A 20092-nucleotide genomic window follows, 5' to 3' on the forward strand; every position below is an offset into this window, starting at 1 on the left:
ATGAGCGACATCAGGGCCACGAACCAGCTCAGGGAATGCAGCAGGGGGCCGATAATCCCGATGCACAGCATGGCGATGGCCAGCCGGAAGGCGGCGCGCTGCCGATGCTGTATGCCGCGCGTGAGGAACAGCAGCATGACCCCGGCGACGCCTGTCGCCATGCTGGCGAACTCGACGATGCCGAGGGGGATCCATTCCCTGATCTGCGCGAGCCGTTCGGGGCTGACGGGCAGGACGACGTAGAAGCACAGGATGGCTCCGATGCCGAACACCGCGCTCGCCATGATCGTGGGCGCGAAGGCCCGCATCCAGCGCCCGGCGTCGTGCAGCACGCCGGATTCCTGTATGGCCTGCTGGCGGACTTCGTAAATGGCGAAGATGACTGCGGCCAGCAGCAGCGGCAGCAGGTAGTAGATGACGCGGAAACAGAGGAGGGCCGCGAAAACGGCCTGCGGCGAGGCCGTGGTCAGGTGCAGGATCACGACTTCCAGCACGCCCGCGCCGCCGGGGACGTGGGTCAGCACCACGGCTACCATGGCCATCAGGTAGGTGGGCAGGAACTGGAGGAAGGAAACGTGCGCATCCGGGGGAAGCAGGACGTACAGGCAGGCCCCCGCCGCGATGAGGTCGGCCCCGGCCACCACAGCCTGAGCGACGGCGATCTTGAAGGGCGGGAACGCGAATTCCTTGCCGAAGATGTGGATCGGCTTATGAATGAATTTGCAGACGATCAGATAGCTGATGGCGATGAGGAACAGGATGGCGCCGAGGGGGCGGATATCCAGCGGCATGTGCATACCCAGTTCCGGCGGGATCTCCGGGGGCGCGATCATGAAAATCGCCCCGACGAGCCCGAGCGCGCCGACCCAGAAGGTGATGGCGAGCATCAGCACCAGCCTGACGATGTCCATTGGGGAAAAGCCCCAGCTTGAATAGAAACGGAAGCGCACCGTACTGCCGCCGAGCAGCGCGCCGAAATTGTAGCTTACGGCCTGCCCGACGAAGGAAACGAGCGACACGCGGGAAACGGGGAGGGTCTTGTGGATGCCTTTGAGCGCCAGCCAGTCATAGCCGATCAGGATGATATAGTTGATAATGGCGAGCAGGACGGACAGGATGATGCTTCCCGTGGAAATCTGGGCCAGGCTCATGCGGATATCCGCGAGGCTGTATTTGCTGATTTCCCTATAGAGAAGATAGACCGCACCCAGGAAGATGCAGCCGACAAGGACGGGGCCCAAGGCGCGCAGCAGTCGTTTCAGAGCGAGTAGAAGTTGTTTCAGCATCATGTCTCCGACATAGACGGTTTGCGGAACAGGGAGGGGGTCTCCGGAACGGAAGAATAAATTCCGCGCCTTCTTGATACCTGCTCATTCCCCTTGGCGCAAGGTGGCTGTTCAGAAAGAACGCTGATTTCTCGCCGCTGTTTTTCCGGCGGCTTGACCTATCCGTCGGGATGGACTACCTTAGCAGTGTGGCAATCGCACCGAAGCTCCACCCGTCGCGCAGGCGACGGGGGGTGTTTTTTTTTGTATCGGGCGGTTTCCGCAAGAATATTCAGGAGATTCCAACATGAGCAGTATCCCCATTTCCAAAGAAGGTTTCCAGGCCCTTGAACAGGAGCTGGACCGTCTGAAGAAAGAGCGTCCTCACGTTATCCAGGCCATTAAGGAAGCCCGCGAAGAAGGCGATTTGAAAGAAAACGCCGGCTACGACGCAGCCCGCGAACGCCAGGGGATGCTTGAAGCCCGTATCAAGTACATCGAATCGCGTATGGCGCTGTTCAATGTGATTGATCTTTCGACCCTTTCCAGCGAAAAAGCCATCTTCGGCGCGACCGTGACCGTGGAGGATGCGGATACCGGCGAGGAACGCGAATTCACGCTGCTCGGCCCGGACGAGGCAGACTATGCCAAGGGGACCATTTCCATTCAGTCGCCCGTCGGCGTGGCCCTGCTCGGCAAGGAAGTCGGCGACGAGATCACGGTCAACGCCCCGCGTGGCCGGATCAACTACGAGATCATCGACATCCAGTTCAAGAAAAAGACCGCTTGATTCCTATCCCTGCCAGGGGACTGGTGTTTCCCCCGTGCGAGTTGCCGCTCCGGCCGAAACGGCCTGGGCTGTTCCCCGATTCGTACACGCGAACCGGAAACCGGCAGGCGCTGCGGGGGAGACCCATCATATGCACTATGCCCCTTGGACCTTCTGCATCCTGACCTTCGGCTGTAAGGTCAACCAGTACGAATCCCAATCCGTGCGCGAGGCATGGCAGCGCATGAACGGCATGGAGACGGACGCGCCCGCCGAGGCGGACGTGATCCTGCTCAACACGTGTGCCGTCACCGCCAATGCCGTGACCGACGCACGGCAGGCCGTACGCCGCCTCCAGCGCGAAGCGCCCGGCGTGCCCGTCGTTATCGCCGGGTGCGCCGCCGAAGTGGCCCGCAAGCAGCTTGCCGCCCTGCCCGGCGTGCTCCGCGTTGTGGAGCAGGATCATAAATCCCGCCTGCTCGATGCGCCGCCGCTCGTCCTCTTCGTCGAGGAGGCGGCGGGAAACGTAACGCCGTTCCCTTCCTCCCCCGCCGAAGCCGCCGCCCGCGCCGCCACGCGCGACCGTACGTTCCCGCCGTTCCATATCGACGGATTCCGCCGGGCCCGTCCCGTACTCAAGGTGCAGGACGGCTGCTCGCACGGGTGCGCCTATTGCATTGTCCCCTTGACGCGCGGCCCGGCCCGGAGCCGCCCTCCGAGGGATTGCCTTGCCGAAATGCGCCGCCTGCTTGAGGCGGGCTACCGCGAGATCATGATTTCCGGCATCAACCTGCGCCAGTACGCCATGCGTGACGAGGAGTGCCGGGACTTTTGGGATTTGCTGTCGTATCTGGACCGAGAACTGTCTCCGGAGTGGGGGAGCGGCACCCGGCCCGATCCGGCGCGTTTCCGCATCAGTTCCGTGGAACCCGCGCAGCTTACGGAACGGGGCATCGCCACGCTTGCCGAAACCCGCATGGTCTGCCCGCACCTGCACCTGTCGCTCCAGAGCGGGAGCGCAGACGTGCTGAAGGCCATGCGCCGTGGGCATTATACGCCGGAGGCGCTGCTTTCGGCGGTGGAGGGCGTAGCTAAGCTGTGGCCCCGTTTCGGGCTTGGGGCGGATATCCTGATGGGATTCCCCGGAGAAACGGAAGCGCACGTGCTGGAGACGCTGGAAGTGGTACGGAGCCTGCCGCTGACCTATGCGCACGTATTCCCGTATTCCGCTCGTCCAGGGACAGTGGCGGCGGAGCTTCCGGAGCAGGTCGAGAAGGCTGTCCGGCAGGAACGCGCCGCCCGCGTACGCGCGGTGGTGGAGGCCAAGAGCGAAGCCTTCTGGAAGGACACCCTTACATGTGAGCGGCTGCTCGTGGCGCTGGACTGCAATGAGGATGCCGGAGCCGCCTCCGGCCAGCACGGCGTGGATGAGTGCTATGTACCCTGCCGTCTGCGGACGCCGCTGCGGGGGGAAGGCCACACGCTGATCCCCGTACGTCCGGTTTCCGTGAGCAGGAAAGGAGTGATCGTGGAGCCCGTCCGGTCGTGAAGGCTCTATTAAGATTGGTTGAATGGTCAATCTAAGGATTGTGCATTTTTGCAATCTTTCCTTATCTTTTAGATGCGGCGAAGGATAAGAAAGAGCTTCGGGAAAGATTCCTGAAAAGGTTTTATGCAAAAGATAGGCCTGAAATCCTCTTTTCTTGTGAAAAGGGAAGAACAATCTCTGATGAAGTGCTTATCAGTTTTCTTTTGCAAAGAAGAAGACTGAAGAGAAGATCAGAAAATTTATGAGAAGAAGGATAAAAATTCGAGAGGGCATTGACTTCCACTGTCGTGTCGGGCATGGTTCACCCATGAGGAACCGCGTCATTTCCAAGGTGTTTTGGAGATGGCCAAGCGCGGGAATACGGTGTCTTTTTTGATGAGGTTTATTTCATGGCTAAGTCTATCTATGTCGGCAACCTTCCTTGGTCCGCTACCGAAGAACAGGTTCAGAGCCTTTTCGCCGATTACGGCCCGGTCGTTTCTGTGAAACTCGTGAGCGATCGCGAAACCGGCCGCGCTCGTGGTTTCGGTTTTGTGGAAATGGAAGAACCCGGTGCTTCTGCTGCTATTGAAGCTTTGGACAACGCTAATTTCGGTGGCCGCACCCTGCGCGTCAACGAAGCCAAGCCCCGTGCCCCGCGTCCTCCGCGCTACTAGTTTGGCTTGATTTATCTGCGCCCCGATGTTCCATCGGGGCGCTTTTTTTGTGCCCGTTCCAATCGGGAAGGCGAGCCGGAGGGAGACGGGCCAGGCTGAGGAAACGTGCGTTTTGTGGAAGGCCGGGGCGTCATTCCATACGTCTTCAAGATATATGCTTATATATCTATTGTCCTTTTTGCTGGCGGCGTGCTGTGAGGTTCTCTATTGTTGGGGGGGAGTGAGTCTGTTCATTGGAGAGATGATGGCTGTGGAAGTCATGAAGTCCAGAACTCCGCTTTTCCCAGAGGAATGAGGCACCAACCGGAAGAGCCGGGTGGAACCCCAAGGGCGGTTTGTAATGCGCTTCGTAGCGAAGGCCGCGAGAAAATCATGCCTTCCGTGTCTGTCCGAGCTTATTTCGGAGAGAGCAGGCGCTGCGGGTTTGGGGTCTCTTTCTGTATGGATAGTTTTCCCCGTGCACTAATCTTTTTTGGGGCCCGCTCTTTTGGGAGCGAAGGAGCGGACCGGAAGCGGTGTAAGCCTCGCCGGACGTGCTGTTACTTCATGAAACACCAGCCGGTATGCTTTCCGGAACATTGAGATTGCCTCGCGGTGGAGCAGCCGTTATCATTGTGATGCTGCCGGTGTTTGGGAGGATGGTGTAAAACGGTCGGGCTAGGCTTCACTTTGAGCGATCGTTACGGGGAAAAGCGCTTCCATGCGGGCCCGTGCCTTTCCAAACGACGGCTCCGCTGATTTTTCTCTCGCTATTCCGATTTGTTGGAATGGTTCCGCTTTTCGTGAAAAAATGTGCATTTTCGGGGTAGCCAACCGGGGGCATTTGAGGTAGTGAGAGTCGTGTTTGGTTAAGCACTCAAAGTTCCTTGATGACGCCGTATCGCGGCGGTGGCTTCGGAAACAGCGTCGCCCGTGGGAGCGCATCCAGTCGAGGCTTCTTTTTCACATCTCTTTTTGACGGTAAGGATTGAACATGTCTGTTCCTGGCAAGATGCACAGTTTTTTTGTTCCGGGCATTTCCCTGATCGGCGTGGGCGCGTGCCACGGTATCCCTCATTATGTCCACACCTACCATATCACCAAGCCGTTGATCGTCACCGACAAGGGCATCGTGAACACGGGGATCCTCAAGATCATCACGGACATTCTGGACGGCGACAACATCCCGTACAGCATCTATGACAAGACCGTGCCGAATCCCACCGATGAAAACGTGACCGAAGGCGTCGCCCAGTATAAGGCCGACGGCTGCGACGGCCTGATTTCCATCGGCGGCGGCTCCTCGCACGACTGCTGCAAGGGCATAGGCATCCTGCTTTCCAACGGCGGCGCGATTTATCAGTACGAAGGCGTGGATAAGGTCAACCACATGCTGCCGCACTACATCGCCATCAACACTACGGCGGGCACCGCTTCGGAACTGACGCGCTTCTGCGTGATCACCGATAAGGAACGCCATGTGAAGATGTCCATTGTGGACTGGTTCCTGACCCCCAACGTCGCGGTCAATGACCCTGTCCTTATGGTAGGTATGCCGCCGTCCCTGACCGCAGCCACGGGTATGGACGCCCTGACGCACGCCATCGAAGCGTACGTGTCCACCAACACCACGCCGATGACGGACGCCTGCGCGGAACAGTCCATCCGTTTGGTTTCCAAGTACCTGCGCAAGGCCGTGGCCAACGGTAAGGACATGGAAGCCCGTGAAGGCATGGCCTACGCCCAGTATCTTGCCGGGATGGCCTTCAACAACGCCGGTCTGGGGTACGTGCACGCGATGGCGCATCAGCTTGGCGGCTTCTACAGTCTGCCCCACGGCGAGTGCAACGCCATCCTCCTGCCGCATGTGGAGTCCTTCAACCTGATTTCCCGCCTCGACCGCTTTGTGCGCATCGCGCAGATGATGGGCGAGTGTACTGACGGCCTGTCCGAACGCGCCGCCGCTGAATTGGCGATTTCCGCCATCAAGACGCTGTCGAAGGACGTGGGCATCCCCACGACCATCACCGAGCTTGCCGCCCGGTATGTGAAGGCCATCGATCCCCGCGACATCCCCGCGATGGTCGGACATGCCCAGAAGGACACCTGCGCCGCCACGAACCCACGTACAATGAGCCTGGAAATCATCAGCCAGCTATACAAAGACGTTTTTTAGGAACCGGCAATGAGGGGCGCTCGTTTTTGAAACGGGCGCCTTTTCTTTTCGGGTTTGGCCTATTCCTTTCCCGTTCTCGGAATGCAATCGGTAGAGAAGGGGAGTGGCCTGGCCTCCCATATGAAATTTTCCCGGTTTCTCAGGCGAGGCCGGGATTTGTTTGGAATCAATGGGGAGAGGGATTTTTGAGGGAACGGCGGGGCACCCGGAGGGCTTTGGACACCCGGGGATGGGCTATTGGCTGAGAAAAGAGGCTGTTTCGCTTTTTTTCATGTCCGACGTGTCTCCCGCTTTGGTGCCCTGTATACGTAACTCTTTTGAAATACATATTTTTAAAAAGTATGCCCATACAGTTGAGCCGATATAATTTCTTGATGCCCCATAGTGTTTTCTGATACGGAATTGTTGACGCCGGAGACCCCCCATAAGGAAAGCTTTTCCTGAATAACCCGTCTGCCGTTGTCAAACGCTCAAAGAGAACTTACACTGTGCCCGAGGCTTGGCGGGGTTTGGCGCTGCCGGGCCATACGGAGGTAACTTTTGAATCAGTTTACGCGGAATCTCATGCTCTGGGGGGTCATCTCCCTGGCTATGGTCATTGTGTTCAACCTGTTTAGCCAGCCTCAGCATTCGGCCCAGCCGAGCGTGACGTACAGTGAATTCCTGCGTCAGGCCGCCAAGGGTGAAGTGTCCGAGGTGGTTATTCAGGGGAATACCCTTACCGGGAAAACGACCGACGGCAAATCGTTCCAGATTTACGTCCCCAACGATCCCGGCCTCGTGGATAAACTCATTGCCGAGAAGGTCGAAGTCCGGGCCGAGCCTGTCGAGGACTCCCCGTGGTACATGACCCTGTTGGTGTCGTGGTTCCCCATGCTGCTGCTTATCGGCGTGTGGATTTTCTTCATGCGCCAGATGCAGGGCGGAGCGGGCCGGGCCATGTCCTTTGGCCGTTCCCGGGCCCGTATGCTCAATCAGGAGCAGGGCAAGGTCACGTTCGATGACGTGGCCGGTGTGGACGAAGCCAAGGAAGAACTTTCCGAAGTCGTCGACTTCCTCTCCAATCCGCGCAAGTTCACTCGTCTTGGCGGGCGCATTCCCAAGGGCGTCCTGCTCGTCGGCCCTCCCGGTACCGGTAAGACCCTGCTGGCCCGCGCCGTAGCTGGTGAGGCGGGCGTGCCCTTCTTCTCCATTTCCGGTTCCGACTTTGTGGAAATGTTCGTGGGCGTGGGCGCTTCGCGTGTCCGTGACCTGTTTGTGCAGGGCAAGAAAAACGCTCCTTGCCTTATCTTTATCGACGAAATCGACGCCGTGGGCCGTCAGCGTGGCGCTGGCCTCGGCGGGGGGCATGACGAACGCGAACAGACCCTGAACCAGCTCCTTGTGGAAATGGACGGTTTTGAGTCCAACGAAGGCGTCATCCTCATCGCGGCGACCAATCGTCCCGACGTACTTGACCCCGCGTTGCTCCGCCCCGGCCGTTTTGACCGCCAGGTCGTGGTCCCCACGCCCGACGTGAAGGGCCGCCTGAAGATTCTTGAAGTGCATACCCGCCGTACGCCGCTGGATAAGCACGTCAATCTGGAAGTCATCGCCCGCGGTACGCCGGGCTTCTCCGGTGCGGCGCTGGAGAACCTGGTCAACGAAGCGGCCCTCCAGGCCGCCCGCCTTGGTCAGGACACCGTGTTCATGCGCGATTTCGAATATGCGAAGGACAAGGTGCTCATGGGCAAGGAACGCCGCAGCCTTATCCTTTCCGACGAGGAAAAGCGGATCACCGCGTACCACGAAGGCGGTCACGCTCTGGTGGCCAAGCTGCTGCCCGGGACCGACCCCGTGCACAAGGTGACGATCATCCCGCGCGGGCGTGCGCTCGGCGTGACCATGCAGCTGCCGGAAGGCGATCGTCATGGCTACTCCAAGGCGTTTCTCCAGAACAACCTCATGGTGCTGCTGGCCGGGCGCGTGGCCGAAGAAATCATCTTCGACACGATTACCACCGGTGCCGGCAACGACATTGAGCGCGCTACGGGCATGGCCCGCAAGATGGTTTGCGAATGGGGCATGAGCGATGTCGTCGGCCCCATGACCATCGGCGAGCAGGGCGAGGAAGTCTTTATTGGCCGCGATTGGGGCCATGCGCGCAACTACAGCGAAGACACCGCCCGCATCGTGGACGCCGAGATCAAGAAGCTGGTGGAGACCGCGCGCGAGAACTGCCACAAGCTGTTGCAGGAAAACATCAATCTCCTGCACGCGCTTGCCAAGGCCTTGCTTGACCGCGAAACCATCACCGGCGACGATATTGATTTGCTCGTCAAGGGCGAACCGCTGCCGCCGTTTGATGCGGACGGCAGTGCCGCGAAGCAGGAACCTGCGGCTCCCGCCCCTGCTTCCGCTGACGCGGAGGGTGAAACCTTCAAGCTGGAAGCGGAACCGTCTCAGGATGGCGGGACGGGCGAGAAAACGCAGGACGAAACCAAACAGCAGTAAACGGCTTGCCCCGGCATCCTGCGGATGTCGGGGCATTCAGCTTTATTAGGACAGCAGCGTGAACAACGAACGCAAATGGATTCTTCGAGGGGGGAGGGTGTTGAACCCTGCCCCCTTTTGTCTGATAGGCATTGTGAACGTAACGCCGGATTCGTTTTCCGACGGGGGAAAGTATATCGATCCGCGTAACGCCGTGGCTCATGGCCTCCGTCTGTTGGACGAAGGGGCCGGGATGCTCGATCTGGGGGCGGAATCCACCCGTCCTTTTGCCGAACCCGTGCCCGAAGGTGAGGAAATCGCCCGGCTCATGCCGGTTGTGGCGCGCCTTCGTGAGCAGCGGCCTGATGCGGTCCTTTCCGTGGATACGTTGAAGGCCGGGACGGCCCGGGCGGCATTGGAAGGCGGCGCGGACATCATCAACGACGTGTCGGCCTGCGTGGCCGATCCGGCGTTGCTCGACGTGCTTGCCGAATACAAGCCGGGGTATGTGCTCATGCACAGTCAGGGCAGTCCGCGCGAAATGCAGGTGAACCCCCGCTACGGGAACGTGGTGGAGGAGATTCTGGCCTTTTTTGAGGAACATCTGGCACGGCTGGTCAAGGCCGGTTTGCCCGAGGATCGGATAGTACTTGATCCCGGCATCGGGTTCGGTAAGAATAAGGATCACACCGTGGCCATCCTGAAAGGGCTGGAACGGTTTGCTTCGCTGGGCCGCCCCTTGTATGTGGGGCTTTCCCGGAAATCCATGTTCCGGGAGATCCTTGGCCTCGAACTGGAACAACGGGCCGAAGCCACCCGTCTGGCTGTCGCGCTGCTGGCCGCGCGGGGCATCCCTTACCATCGCGTTCACGACGTTGCCGGTTGCGCGCAAGCGCTGCGGCTTGTCGAAGCTATGACGCCTCTCGCCTGATCCTTCCGGCGTACCCTGTAAAGCTCATTTTGGAGCCGGATCATGGATTTCCTGTCTTTTTATTGGCGTGACGTGCTGGATATCGCCCTCGTAACGCTGCTTTTATACCGCATCCTGCTTCTTATCCGGGGAACGCGCGCGTTTTCGGCGCTCATCGGTCTGGTCGTTCTGGTGGCGGTGTACGCCCTCTCGCATTTTATAGGTCTCTATTCCTTGTCATGGTTGCTGGAGAACCTGTTCGGTTCGCTGTTCCTTGTCATCGTGATCCTGTTTCATGATGATATCCGGCAGGCTCTTGCCGCGATGGGGACGCAATACCTTTCGTGGAAGAAACACCCCGCGCCGTCAAATATGGTCGGCGATCTCGTCTGGGTGTGCCAATACTTCGCCAAGCGGCGCATCGGGGCTCTCATCGTTCTGGAAGGCAAGGTGCAGCTTGGCGACATGATGAAGGGCGGGGTAGTACTGGACGCCCGGATATCCCGGGAGCTCCTGCTGACCATCTTCTTTCCCAATACCGCGCTGCACGATGGGGCGGTGATCATCCGCAAAGGGCGCATTGCCGCGGCGGGGTGTATCCTGCCGCTGGCGCAGATGGACCGCCAGAATTTCGGTACGCGGCACCGCGCCGCGCTTGGCGCTACGGAAGTCAGCGATGCGACGGTCATTGTCGTTTCAGAGGAACGCGGCGAAGTGAGCGTGGCCTCTAAGGGCCATTTGGCGGTTATGCCCGATGCCGAACAACTGAAAGAGACGCTGAACAATGTTATCGAACACTAAAGACCCCCAGAAAGGCAACTGGCGCTATCTCTTGGTAGCCTTTCTTCTTGCCCTCGGGTTGTGGTATACGCTCAACGCGCGTGAGCAAATCGAGCGCGTGGTTGAGGTGCGCCTTGATTATAAGGGGTTGCCGACCGGATTGATCGTGACGGGAGGCCAGCTCAATAAAGTCAGCGTGCGCCTCCGCGGTCCACAGGAATTGTTGCGGTCCATGACCAACCGGGAAATTTCCTATACGTTGGATCTGTCCGGCGTGACGCCGGGCAAGAACGTGATCCCGCTGACGACGGGGGAAAACAAGCCGCCGGAACTGCGGGCTTATGAGGTGCTTGAAGTCACGCCATCCCGGATGATTCTTGAAGTGGACAAGATCATGGAAACGAACCTGCCTGTAAAAGTGGCGCTGAGAGCTTCGCCCGTTGCCTCGTCGGTAAGGCTGAAAGATCTGGTGGTCGACCCGCCGCAAGTGACCGTGCGCGGTCCGGCAAGCGTGATCGCGTCCATGAAGGATATACAGGCGGAGATCCCGGTGGATCTCGCGGCGGAAGGGAAGGCCGTCTCGGAAGAGGTTCCGTTGCTTGCCCCGCCCGCTGTGGAGCTCAATCCGCAGGTCGTTAAGGTGACATGGAAAATCGATGTGAAGAGGCGTACCCTGAGTTTGCAGCGCGATATCATTTTTGAGGGTGAGAATCCCAATGTAAGCGCTCAGCCTTCACGGGCCAACCTCATGGTTTCCGTCCCTCAGGCGATGGTCAAAGATGCCGGGTACCTCGCGCAATTTCAGGTTTCCGTCCCGTCCGATACGGCGATGCCTGCGGAAGACGGGGCCGTGAACGCGCCTCTTCAGGTTGCCGTGCCCCAAGGCGGGCGCGTCCTGAAAATCAGCCCGGAAACCGTGTCGATTTCCCGGCATCCGAGCGAATAAGCGGTCTGTTCCGCTGTTCTATAACAAAAGAGATCTTGGAGTAGTTGATGAGCGTTCGTCTTTTTGGGACTGACGGGATGAGGGGCCGGGTCAACAAGTATCCTATGACGCCGGAAGTGGCTTTGCGCCTGGGGCTTGCCGCTGGCACGTTCTATCGGGACAAGAACCGACGCAGCCGCGTAGTCATCGGTAAGGATACCCGCCTTTCGGGATATGTGTTCGAGAACGCGCTGGCGGCGGGCTTGCTGGCGGCGGGGATGGATGTCTTTCTTGTCGGCCCCCTACCCACTCCTGCGATTTCCTTTCTCACGACCAACATGCGGGCGGATGTGGGGGTGGTCATCTCCGCGTCGCATAATCCATTCAGCGACAACGGGATCAAGTTTTTCGACGCCGAAGGGTTCAAAATCCCGGATGCCGATGAAGATCGCATGACGGAAATGGTGCTGGACCCGAATTTCGACTGGAATTATCCCGAACCCGCGAACACCGGCCGTGCCTATAAAATCAAGGACGCTCCGGGCCGTTACATCGTGTATCTCAAAAACAGTTTCCCCGCGCACTTGTCCCTTGAAGGGCTGCGGGTGGTCATTGACTGCGCCAATGGCGCCAACTATAGGGTCGCGCCGCTGGCCCTTGAGGAGTTGGGCGCCGAAGTCGTTAAAATCGGTACGGAGCCCAACGGGTTGAATATCAATTACCGCTGCGGTTCCCTGTACCCCGAGGCTGTGGCCGCGAAGGTCCGCGAGACGCGGGCCGATATTGGGCTTGCTCTGGACGGCGATGCCGATCGCCTCATCGTCGTGGACGAAAAGGGCACCGTTCTGGATGGCGACCAGATCATGGCCCTGTGCGCGCAGGATCTCATGCAGCAGGGCAAGCTTCCGGGCAACATCCTTGTGGCCACGGTCATGAGCAACATGGCGCTTGAAGTGTTCATGAAGGAGCGGGGCGGTACGCTTATCCGTACCAACGTAGGCGATCGCCATGTCGTGGCGGCCATGCGCCAGCAAGGGGCTCTCCTTGGCGGGGAGCAATCCGGCCATCTTATTTTCCGTGAATACAGCACAACCGGCGACGGTCTCCTTGCCGCTCTTCAGATCCTGCGGATCATGCGCCAGCGGGGGCGGCCTCTGTCGGAACTCGCCGGCCTGCTCGTCCCCTATCCGCAGGAACTCCGGAACGTGCACGTCGAACACAAGATACCGTTTGAGGAAAACGCGGAAATCGCCGATGCCGTCGCCCGTATCGAAGAAGGCCTTGAAGGCCGTGGGCGTGTGTTGCTGCGTTATTCGGGCACGGAACCTTTGTGCCGGGTTATGGTTGAAGGGCAGGATGCGGACAAGGTACGCGTGTATGCCAACGAGCTTGCCGGAATCGTGGAAAAAGCGCTCGGATAGACGGGTGTTGAGAACTGTCCGAGTGCATTGATCGGCTTTTCCGATGGAGAATTAATGTATTTGTATTGTTTTTTAGAGGAAATAGAGCTTAACAAGGTTGTTTGTTTAAAGTATAGATAGTGCGCTGTGCTCACTTGCTTGCGTTATCAGTGCAGTTATGAGGCTCTCCTTTCTAAATAGAAGGAGTGAAACGGTAAGTAAGGGATGCGGGGAAAACCGGTCCGAAATCTTCTTGAGGGGGAAACGAAGTCACATGAATATTCGTAAGGTTGTCATTCCGGTCGCCGGTTGGGGGACGCGTTCTTTGCCTGCCAGCAAGAATATTCCCAAGGAAATGCTGCCAGTCTACAACAAGCCCGTTGTGCAGTACGTTGTGGAAGAAGCTATCCGTGCTGGTGTGGAAGACGTTATTTTTGTGACCAACCGTGACAAGAGCGTTATTGAAGATCACTTCGACTATAACCTTCAGCTTGAGGGCGTTCTGGAACGCGCCGGAAAGCTGAAGATGCTCAAGGAAGTCCGCGATGTGGCCGAGATGGTCAACATCATGTCCGTTCGTCAGAAGAAACAGCTCGGTCTCGGCCATGCGGTGCTGTGCGCCAAGGAGATGGTACGTGACGAACCCTTTGCGGTCATGGTCGGCGACGACTTTATGATCGGCGATGACGCGGGATTGACGCAGCTTGTCCGAGTGGCGTCCGAACACGACATGCCGGTTATCGGAGTCATGGAAGTCCCCGCAGACAAGGTAAACCGTTACGGTATCGTAATGGGTGAAGAAATCACTCCCGGCGTCTATAATATTACGGATATGGTGGAGAAACCAGCCATAGGCACGGTGGATTCCCGCCTAGCCATTGTGGGACGCTATGTGCTGACTCCGGATATCTTTGAACATCTCGCACGGGTGAAGCCCGGACACGGCGGCGAGATTCAGCTTACCGACGCGCTGGCTTCTCTGGCCCGGGAACGTGGTATGTTGGCTGTGAAGATGGGCGGCATCCGTTTTGACGCCGGGGACTGGGTGGATTACTTGACGGCCAACATCTACTTCGGGCTGCGCGATGAAAAACTGCGCGACGGCCTGAAGGCCAGATTGCGCGAATTGCTCGACTAGGCATTCTGGATAACGTTTGATAAACAGGGGAAACCGCCTTTCCGGCAGATCCTCCGGCAGGAGGTGCTACCGGATAAGGTGGTTTTCTGTTATTTTATTGTATTATATTGAAATTTATTGTTTTTATTTCTTTTTTTGAATTGAACCGATAGAGGGAACAAGCAGCGTTTCCTGAATAGGTTGCTGTCCACTCCCTAACTCCTCAGGATATCCCCTTGCTTCGAACCGTTGCTTTGCTGACGCCCCCATTTGCTTCCTTGACCTATGCTGTTCCCGAGTGGCTTGCCGGGTTTGCGTGGTGCCCCGGCTTGAGGGTTGCCGTGCCGCTGGGAAGAGGGATGTTGCGTATTGGGGTCGTCCTCGGCGATGGTTCTCCTCTGCCGGAGGGGGTAACGGCGCGGCCCATGCTTTGGCCTCTGGAAAAGGAACCTTTGCTGCCGTCCGGGCATATGGAAATGGTGCGTCAGCTCGCTTTGCGCCAGGCCGTGACGCCGGGGCAGATCCTCGCGATGGTGCTCCCCGCCGGGCTTCGGGTGACGCAGATGCGTCTCCGCACGATGGAAGGGCAAGGTAAGGCGCAGATACGGCTGCTGAAGGATTTGCCCAAGCTGCCAGCAGAGGTCTTGTCGGCGCTTGGCGAAGCGTGGATGCAGGGAGGGGCGGAGCTGCTCGGGCCACGGGAAGACGCCGCCGCCAGCGAACTGTGCGTATTACGCTGTGATCCGCCGTGGGCGGTGAGGCCGACCGCGACGCGCCAGATCGAGCTGTTGGAGTTCCTGCTGGAACATGGTGCCGTTTCCCGGCGGGAAGTATTGCGGCAAATGGGACAGGGAGTCGCCCCGGCTCTTGAGTCTTTGCTCAAGAACGGTTTGATTGGCCTGCAATGCCTCGAAGCCGATTGTGCGGAAGAGGAAAACGGCTGCAACCTGTTGCCTCCCGCATCGGAAGCCCCTTTTGCGCTTTCCGAAGCGCAGGAGGCGGCGCTGGCTTCGTTCCGTGCGGATCTTGATGCCGGGAATCCCGCGTCGCACCTGCTGTTCGGCGTGACCGGAAGCGGCAAGACAGCCGTATATATGGAATTGGCCAAAGAATGCCTGCGCCGTGGCCGCTCCATGCTGTTGCTGGCCCCGGAAGTGGCGCTCGCTTTGAAACTGCGCCGGGACGCCTCTCTCGCGCTGCCGGATGTGCCGCTCTATTTTTTTCATGGATACCAGTCGGCCGCCCTGCGCGAAAAAACCTTCCGCGAGTTGGCGAAACGCCGCGAACCGTGCCTTGTCGTCGGGACGCGTTCCGCCCTGTTTCTGCCTTTGCCGTCCCTTGGGGCCGTAGTGCTGGACGAGGAGCATGACTCTTCCTTCAAGCAGGATGAAGGGCTTACCTATCAGGCCAAAGAAGTGGCGTGGTTTCGCATCGCGCAGGCTAAGGGGTTATTGGTCCTTGGATCCGCGACCCCGGATCTGAAGACGTTTTACGCGGTCCGCGAGGCGAAAATCCCGGTGTCCACGCTTCCGGCGCGCGTGGGCGGCGGTACGCTGCCTTCGATCAGGCTGGTGGACATCCGGTCCATGAACTGCGCCGAGTCCATTCTGGCTCCGGAGACGCTCTCCGCACTCAAGCAGACGGTGGAGCAGGGGGATCAGGCGGTGATTCTCCTGAACCGGCGCGGTTATGCTCCGCTGATGTACTGCATCGACTGTGGGAAGGTGGCCCGATGCCCGCATTGTGATATCGGTTTGACCTACCACAAGGGGCGTGAGCGGTTGGTCTGCCACTATTGCGGGTATTCGGTTCCATTCCCTTCGCCCTGCCCGAGCTGCAAAGGGCTGCATTTCCATCCCATGGGGCAGGGAACCGAGCGTGTCGAAGAGTATATCGGGACGCTTCTGCCTCCGGGAGGCCGGGTTTTGCGCTTGGATCGGGACAGCACCCGCCGCCCGGGGCGTATGGAGGAGATCCTTGAGTCTTTTGCCCGGCAGGAGGCGCAGGTCCTTGTCGGTACCCAGATGCTCTCGAAAGGGCACCATTTCCCGCATGTGACGCTGGCTGTGGTGGCTGACGGGGACATTGGCCTTAATTTGCCTGACTACCGGGCGGCGGAGCGGACCTTTCAGCTTTTGGTGCAGTCATCGGGCCGGGCCGGGCGTGGCGAGAAGCCGGGACAGGTCATTATCCAAACCCGCGACGTGAACCATTACTGCTGGCAGTATGTGAAGAACGGGGACTACGAAGGGTTTTACGACTACGAAATCGCTCTGCGCAAGCGGCGGCGCTATCCCCCCTTCATCAATCTGGCTCTGTTGCGGATTTCCTACCCTATGGACTGGGCGGACGGGCCGACGCAGCTCGCGCGGATTACGGCTCTGCTGCGTTCGGAGAGCAATGGCGTGACCGTTCTTGGCCCCGCGCCCGCGCCGCTGCCGCTCCTGCGGGGACGCAGGCGGTTTCAGTGCCTCCTCAAGGCTGGAGACTGGCAATCCATCCGTGCCCTTTATGCTGTGCTTCTGCCTCTTGCCTCGCCCCCGAACTTGCGCATTTCGCTGGATATCGATCCGGTGAATATGTTGTAGTGTGAATCGGGGGAAGGGGACTTTCTGGAGAAAGTCCCCTTCCCCCGTGCCCCCATCCCTCATCCCCAAAACTTTCGGCTGGTGGGGAGGCGGCGCGGCGGCTTTCCTGTTTGGAGGCGGGCGGAGAGATTCATTGGGGAGAGCTTTTTCTGTTTCTTTCCCAGCCTGCGTATTTTTCCAACGCGCCTCTTCGCTTGACGAAAATCTTTGCGTCGTATAGGCCAAAGCGATTTTGGAGGTATGCTATGTGGGGTTCGTTTTCCCGTGCCCGGAAGGTCCAGACGACGGTGTGCTGCAAGCATTGCGGGATGCCGCTGTTCATTGAGCGGTCTTGCCATGAGGTGCACATGTTTTGTCCCAAGTGTGGGAAGGCGTTTCCGCTTTCCGAGTATATCGCCCTTGCCGACGAGGCGATGGAAGAATTCCTCAGTTCCGTCTATTGCGACAGAATGTAAGCCCGTACCGCCTTCGCGCAGAGCCGAAAAAACATGGTTCCCTCCGCTCCATACCTCTGGTGATTTGGAGGTTTTTGGGTTACAAGGTGGAGATACTATGAAAGAATATCGTGATCACTACTTCCTCAAGGCCAAACAGGAAAACTATCCTGCCCGTTCCGTCTACAAGCTCAAGGAAATAGACGGGCGTTTCAAGATTTTCAGAAAGGGCATGAAAGTGCTGGATCTGGGAGCGGCTCCCGGCTCGTGGTCGCTTGGCGCGGCGGAACGCGTGGGCGCTCAGGGCAAGGTGCTGGCCTGCGATATCCAGAGCACGGTCACCATTTTTCCCCCAAATGTGGAATTCCATCAGGAAGACGTGTTCCAGCGCTCCGAGGCTTTTGAGCGGCAGCTCGCCGAAACGGGGCCCTTCCATGTCGTCATGAGCGACATGGCCCCGCAGACGACCGGGACGAAATTCACGGATCAGGCCCGCTCCCTTGAGCTCTGTCTGGAAGCGCTTGCCGTCGCCGAAAAGTATCTGGTGAAGGGCGGCAGTTTTGTGGTCAAGATTTTCATGGGGCCGGACGTCGGGGAGCTGCTCAAAGGTATGCGCCCCCGGTTCGCCCGCGTGACCTCGTTCAAACCTCAGAGTTCCCGCGTGGAAAGCAAAGAAACGTTTTTCGTCGGGCTGGGCTTCAAGGGGAAAGAGGCGGACGGCGCCCGGGATTGACTGTTCACGCGGTCCCGGCTATGACCCTCTTCCTTGTTTGAAGGTATGAGGGAGGCCGGACCCCGATTGAGATGCACCAGCCGGAAAATATTGCCCCGGCCTTGTTTTGAAACATTCAGGAGGATTCAATGTCTGGACACAGCAAATGGGCCAACATCCAGCACCGTAAAGGTCGCCAGGATGCCAAGCGAGGTAAGGAATTTACCAAGGCAGCCAAGGAAATCATCATCGCAGCCAAGAACGGCGGCGATCCTGCCAGTAATTCCCGCCTGCGTGCGGCCATTGCTGCTGCCAAGTCGATCAACCTCCCCAAGGATAAAATCGAAGCCGCCATCCGCAAGGGTACCGGGCAGGATGCCGGCGGCGACATCATAGAAATCAACTACGAAGGTTACGGTCCGGGCGGCGTCGCCGTCATCGTGGAAACCGCGACCGACAACCGTAACCGTACCGTGGCCGAAATCCGCCATCTGATGAGCAAGGGCGGCGGGTCCATGGGCGAAAACGGCTGTGTGAGCTGGAAGTTCGAACGCAAGGGCGTCATCCAGTTCTCGAAGGAAAAGTACACCGAAGACCAGTTGATGGAAGCCGCACTCGAAGCCGGTGCCGATGATCTGCGCGACGAGGGCGACGTGTGGGAAATCCAGACCGCCATGGCCGACTTCAACGCCGTCCGCGAAGCCTTCGAAGCCGCCGGGCTGGAAATGATTTCCGCCGAGCTTAATCAGGTTCCCCAGACCACGATGGAAGTCGATCTCGAAACCGCCCGCAAGCTTCTGCGCTTCATCGAACTGCTTGAAGACAACGACGATGTTCAGAACGTCTACTCCGACGCGGACATCTCCGACGAAATCATGGCTCAGCTGGAAGACTGATTGGGCTAAACTGTTTTGAAGATATAGGGGAAGGGAGGGAAAGCGCTTTTCTTTAGAAACGTTTTCCCTCCCTTCCCGAAATCTGCAACCGCTGGCATTTAACCAGCGCCCCTCTGTTCCTTTCAAGGTGGAATGCTCCAGAAGCCTTTCACTGGGGAGCGTATGGGTCCCCCGTCTCCGAGCCGTGCTTCCATTCGGAGCACGGAAATCTCTTCCCCCCTCCTTTTTCTCATGTCGCAGTCCATCACCATCATCGGCATCGATCCCGGTTCCCGGAATACGGGGTGGGGAGTGGTGCGCGAAGTGTCCGGCGTGCTCCAGCTTGTGGATTGCGGGGTCATCCGCCCTCCGCTTGACGGAGAGTTCGCTTCCCGGCTCGGGGTCATCTTCAAGGAAATACATCGGGTGCTCGGTCGTCTGAAACCGGATGAAGCGTCCGTGGAACAGGTTTTTACCGCCAAGAACGCGGCGACCGCGCTCAAGCTCGGTCAGGCTCGCGGTGCGGCCATTGCGGCCTGTGCGGCCTATGATTTGCCTGTGCGGGACTACGAACCCACGGTGATCAAAAAATCGCTGGTGGGCGTCGGCAGGGCCGACAAGGAGCAGGTCAGTTTCATGGTCGGACGGGTGCTCGGCGTGAAGCCCGATTGGGCCGTGGACACGGGCGACGCGCTGGCCGCAGCGATTTGCCATTTGACCCACCGCCGTTTCGAGCGGCTTGTCCGCCTTTCCGGGCGTTGATGCCCGCCTCTTTCCTTGTTCCGTTAACGGCATTAGAAGGCTGTAGTTCTACTTGAAACCATCCCGTAAATATGTTCCCTTTGGGGAATCACGCGGCAGCTATGCGGCGAAAAGGAGGTTTCTCATGATGGCTCGATTCACTAAGGTGGTCTTTGCGGCGGCGCTTGTTTGCGCGTTGTGCCTGCCTGCGGTTGCGGCGCAGTCTGCCACGGATTTGACCGGCAAGCATTGGTTGCAGTCTTCTCAGAACGAAAAGCTGGCCTTTTTGTATGGCGCATCCAATATCATCGCCATCGAACAGCTGATCGCCCAACAACAGGGAACGCAAGCCTCCCCGTTCGTCACGGCATGGATAAAAGCTTTCGGCAACACCAACTGGACGGATATCCAGAAAAAGGTGGACGCGTGGTATGCCGCGCATCCGGATCAGGCGAACCGCGAAGTCTTTGACGTGCTTTGGTACGAATTCATGGTTCCCGCCAGCAAGTAGCCCGGCGGCATATCTTGATAATCCCACCCCGGAAGGGGCGATAGGAGAAGTGCAATGAAACGTCTTTCAGCCATACTTTTGGTCGGCGCGTTGGTTTTCGGGACCGTTGGCTGCACGAACATGAACAAGACCCAGCAGGGCCTCTTGAGCGGCGCTGCCGGGGGTGCGATCCTCGGCGCGGGCCTTGGTGCCCTCACCGGCGGAAGCGGGACGACCGGCGCGCTCATCGGCGG

Annotated in this window: 17 protein-coding genes; 16 read left to right on the plus strand and 1 reads right to left on the minus strand. The window is 58.8% G+C overall.

Annotated features, from left to right (window positions below; translation table 11 throughout):
* The coding region (locus HMPREF0178_RS11685) for a YbhN family protein (RefSeq protein WP_009733588.1) at window positions 1-1286 on the minus strand (1286 nt) is incomplete at its 3' end.
* A 286-nt stretch (window positions 1287-1572) separates the two neighbouring features.
* On the opposite strand from HMPREF0178_RS11685, the gene greA reads away from it, so the two are divergent.
* The 16 genes from greA to HMPREF0178_RS11765 all read left to right on the plus strand — a co-directional run bounded on the left by greA (window position 1573) and on the right by HMPREF0178_RS11765 (window position 19859).
* Window positions 1573-2055, plus strand: coding sequence for a transcription elongation factor GreA (greA, locus tag HMPREF0178_RS11690; RefSeq protein WP_005025448.1), 483 nt, complete (start codon window positions 1573-1575; stop codon window positions 2053-2055).
* A 130-nt stretch (window positions 2056-2185) separates the two neighbouring features.
* The gene (locus tag HMPREF0178_RS11695; RefSeq protein WP_009733589.1) at window positions 2186-3583 is read left to right on the plus strand and encodes a MiaB/RimO family radical SAM methylthiotransferase; all 1398 of its coding nucleotides are present in this window, start codon (window positions 2186-2188) and stop codon (window positions 3581-3583) included.
* Window positions 3584-3972: 389 nt separating this feature from the next.
* On the plus strand, window positions 3973-4239 hold the full coding sequence (locus HMPREF0178_RS11700) for an RNA-binding protein (protein WP_005025453.1): 267 nt from the start codon (window positions 3973-3975) through the stop codon (window positions 4237-4239).
* Between the two features lie 973 nt (window positions 4240-5212).
* The gene (locus tag HMPREF0178_RS11705; protein ID WP_009733590.1) at window positions 5213-6394 is read left to right on the plus strand and encodes an iron-containing alcohol dehydrogenase; all 1182 of its coding nucleotides are present in this window, start codon (window positions 5213-5215) and stop codon (window positions 6392-6394) included.
* A 564-nt stretch (window positions 6395-6958) separates the two neighbouring features.
* Window positions 6959-8887, plus strand: coding sequence for an ATP-dependent zinc metalloprotease FtsH (gene ftsH / locus HMPREF0178_RS11710; RefSeq protein ID WP_009733591.1), 1929 nt, complete (start codon window positions 6959-6961; stop codon window positions 8885-8887).
* A gap of 58 nt (window positions 8888-8945) precedes the next feature.
* Window positions 8946-9797: a dihydropteroate synthase gene (folP, locus tag HMPREF0178_RS11715; protein ID WP_005025459.1), complete on the plus strand. Its 852-nt coding sequence runs from the start codon at window positions 8946-8948 to the stop codon at window positions 9795-9797.
* A 42-nt stretch (window positions 9798-9839) separates the two neighbouring features.
* A complete protein-coding gene (gene cdaA, locus HMPREF0178_RS11720) occupies window positions 9840-10577 on the plus strand; it encodes a diadenylate cyclase CdaA (protein ID WP_009733592.1) in 738 nt (245 codons plus the stop codon).
* Entirely contained in the window at window positions 10561-11502 is a 942-nt protein-coding gene (locus HMPREF0178_RS11725) for a YbbR-like domain-containing protein (protein ID WP_009733593.1), read from the plus strand. The genes cdaA and HMPREF0178_RS11725 overlap by 17 nt, the downstream gene beginning before the upstream one ends.
* Window positions 11503-11549: 47 nt before the next feature.
* A complete protein-coding gene (gene glmM, locus HMPREF0178_RS11730) occupies window positions 11550-12902 on the plus strand; it encodes a phosphoglucosamine mutase (protein WP_009733594.1) in 1353 nt (450 codons plus the stop codon).
* Window positions 12903-13155: 253 nt separating this feature from the next.
* On the plus strand, window positions 13156-14019 hold the full coding sequence (galU, locus tag HMPREF0178_RS11735; RefSeq protein WP_009733595.1) for a UTP--glucose-1-phosphate uridylyltransferase GalU: 864 nt from the start codon (window positions 13156-13158) through the stop codon (window positions 14017-14019).
* A 215-nt stretch (window positions 14020-14234) separates the two neighbouring features.
* Window positions 14235-16586 carry a primosomal protein N' gene (gene priA / locus HMPREF0178_RS11740; RefSeq protein ID WP_009733596.1) on the plus strand — a complete coding sequence of 784 codons (2352 nt, stop codon included), beginning with the start codon at window positions 14235-14237 and terminating at the stop codon, window positions 16584-16586.
* A 245-nt stretch (window positions 16587-16831) separates the two neighbouring features.
* Window positions 16832-17041 (plus strand): dual CXXC motif small (seleno)protein, encoded by a 210-nt coding sequence (locus HMPREF0178_RS11745; RefSeq protein WP_009733597.1) that lies wholly within the window; start codon window positions 16832-16834, stop codon window positions 17039-17041.
* A 97-nt stretch (window positions 17042-17138) separates the two neighbouring features.
* A complete protein-coding gene (locus HMPREF0178_RS11750) occupies window positions 17139-17753 on the plus strand; it encodes an RlmE family RNA methyltransferase (protein ID WP_009733598.1) in 615 nt (204 codons plus the stop codon).
* Window positions 17754-17881: 128 nt separating this feature from the next.
* Window positions 17882-18628 (plus strand): YebC/PmpR family DNA-binding transcriptional regulator, encoded by a 747-nt coding sequence (locus tag HMPREF0178_RS11755; protein ID WP_009733599.1) that lies wholly within the window; start codon window positions 17882-17884, stop codon window positions 18626-18628.
* 231 nt (window positions 18629-18859) lie between these two features.
* Window positions 18860-19369: a crossover junction endodeoxyribonuclease RuvC gene (gene ruvC / locus HMPREF0178_RS11760; protein ID WP_039958948.1), complete on the plus strand. Its 510-nt coding sequence runs from the start codon at window positions 18860-18862 to the stop codon at window positions 19367-19369.
* 124 nt (window positions 19370-19493) lie between these two features.
* A complete protein-coding gene (locus tag HMPREF0178_RS11765; RefSeq protein ID WP_009733601.1) occupies window positions 19494-19859 on the plus strand; it encodes a hypothetical protein in 366 nt (121 codons plus the stop codon).
* Window positions 19860-20092: the final 233 nt, after the last annotated feature.

The sequence above is a fragment of the Bilophila sp. 4_1_30 genome, assembly GCF_000224655.1.
GTDB lineage: Bacteria > Desulfobacterota > Desulfovibrionia > Desulfovibrionales > Desulfovibrionaceae > Bilophila > Bilophila wadsworthia.

Excerpts from the sequence above, each read along its gene's own strand:
- greA (WP_005025448.1), top strand. The coding sequence starts at position 1,573 with ATGAGCAGTATCCCCATTTCCAAAGAAGGTTTCCAGGCCCTTGAACAG.
- HMPREF0178_RS11695 (WP_009733589.1), top strand. The coding sequence starts at position 2,186 with ATGCACTATGCCCCTTGGACCTTCTGCATCCTGACCTTCGGCTGTAAG.
- HMPREF0178_RS11700 (WP_005025453.1), top strand. The coding sequence starts at position 3,973 with ATGGCTAAGTCTATCTATGTCGGCAACCTTCCTTGGTCCGCTACCGAA.
- HMPREF0178_RS11705 (WP_009733590.1), top strand. The coding sequence starts at position 5,213 with ATGTCTGTTCCTGGCAAGATGCACAGTTTTTTTGTTCCGGGCATTTCC.
- ftsH (WP_009733591.1), top strand. The coding sequence starts at position 6,959 with ATGCTCTGGGGGGTCATCTCCCTGGCTATGGTCATTGTGTTCAACCTG.
- cdaA (WP_009733592.1), top strand. The coding sequence starts at position 9,840 with ATGGATTTCCTGTCTTTTTATTGGCGTGACGTGCTGGATATCGCCCTC.
- HMPREF0178_RS11725 (WP_009733593.1), top strand. The coding sequence starts at position 10,561 with ATGTTATCGAACACTAAAGACCCCCAGAAAGGCAACTGGCGCTATCTC.
- glmM (WP_009733594.1), top strand. The coding sequence starts at position 11,550 with ATGAGCGTTCGTCTTTTTGGGACTGACGGGATGAGGGGCCGGGTCAAC.
- galU (WP_009733595.1), top strand. The coding sequence starts at position 13,156 with ATGAATATTCGTAAGGTTGTCATTCCGGTCGCCGGTTGGGGGACGCGT.
- HMPREF0178_RS11745 (WP_009733597.1), top strand. The coding sequence starts at position 16,832 with ATGTGGGGTTCGTTTTCCCGTGCCCGGAAGGTCCAGACGACGGTGTGC.
- HMPREF0178_RS11750 (WP_009733598.1), top strand. The coding sequence starts at position 17,139 with ATGAAAGAATATCGTGATCACTACTTCCTCAAGGCCAAACAGGAAAAC.
- HMPREF0178_RS11755 (WP_009733599.1), top strand. The coding sequence starts at position 17,882 with ATGTCTGGACACAGCAAATGGGCCAACATCCAGCACCGTAAAGGTCGC.
- ruvC (WP_039958948.1), top strand. The coding sequence starts at position 18,860 with ATGTCGCAGTCCATCACCATCATCGGCATCGATCCCGGTTCCCGGAAT.
- HMPREF0178_RS11765 (WP_009733601.1), top strand. The coding sequence starts at position 19,494 with ATGATGGCTCGATTCACTAAGGTGGTCTTTGCGGCGGCGCTTGTTTGC.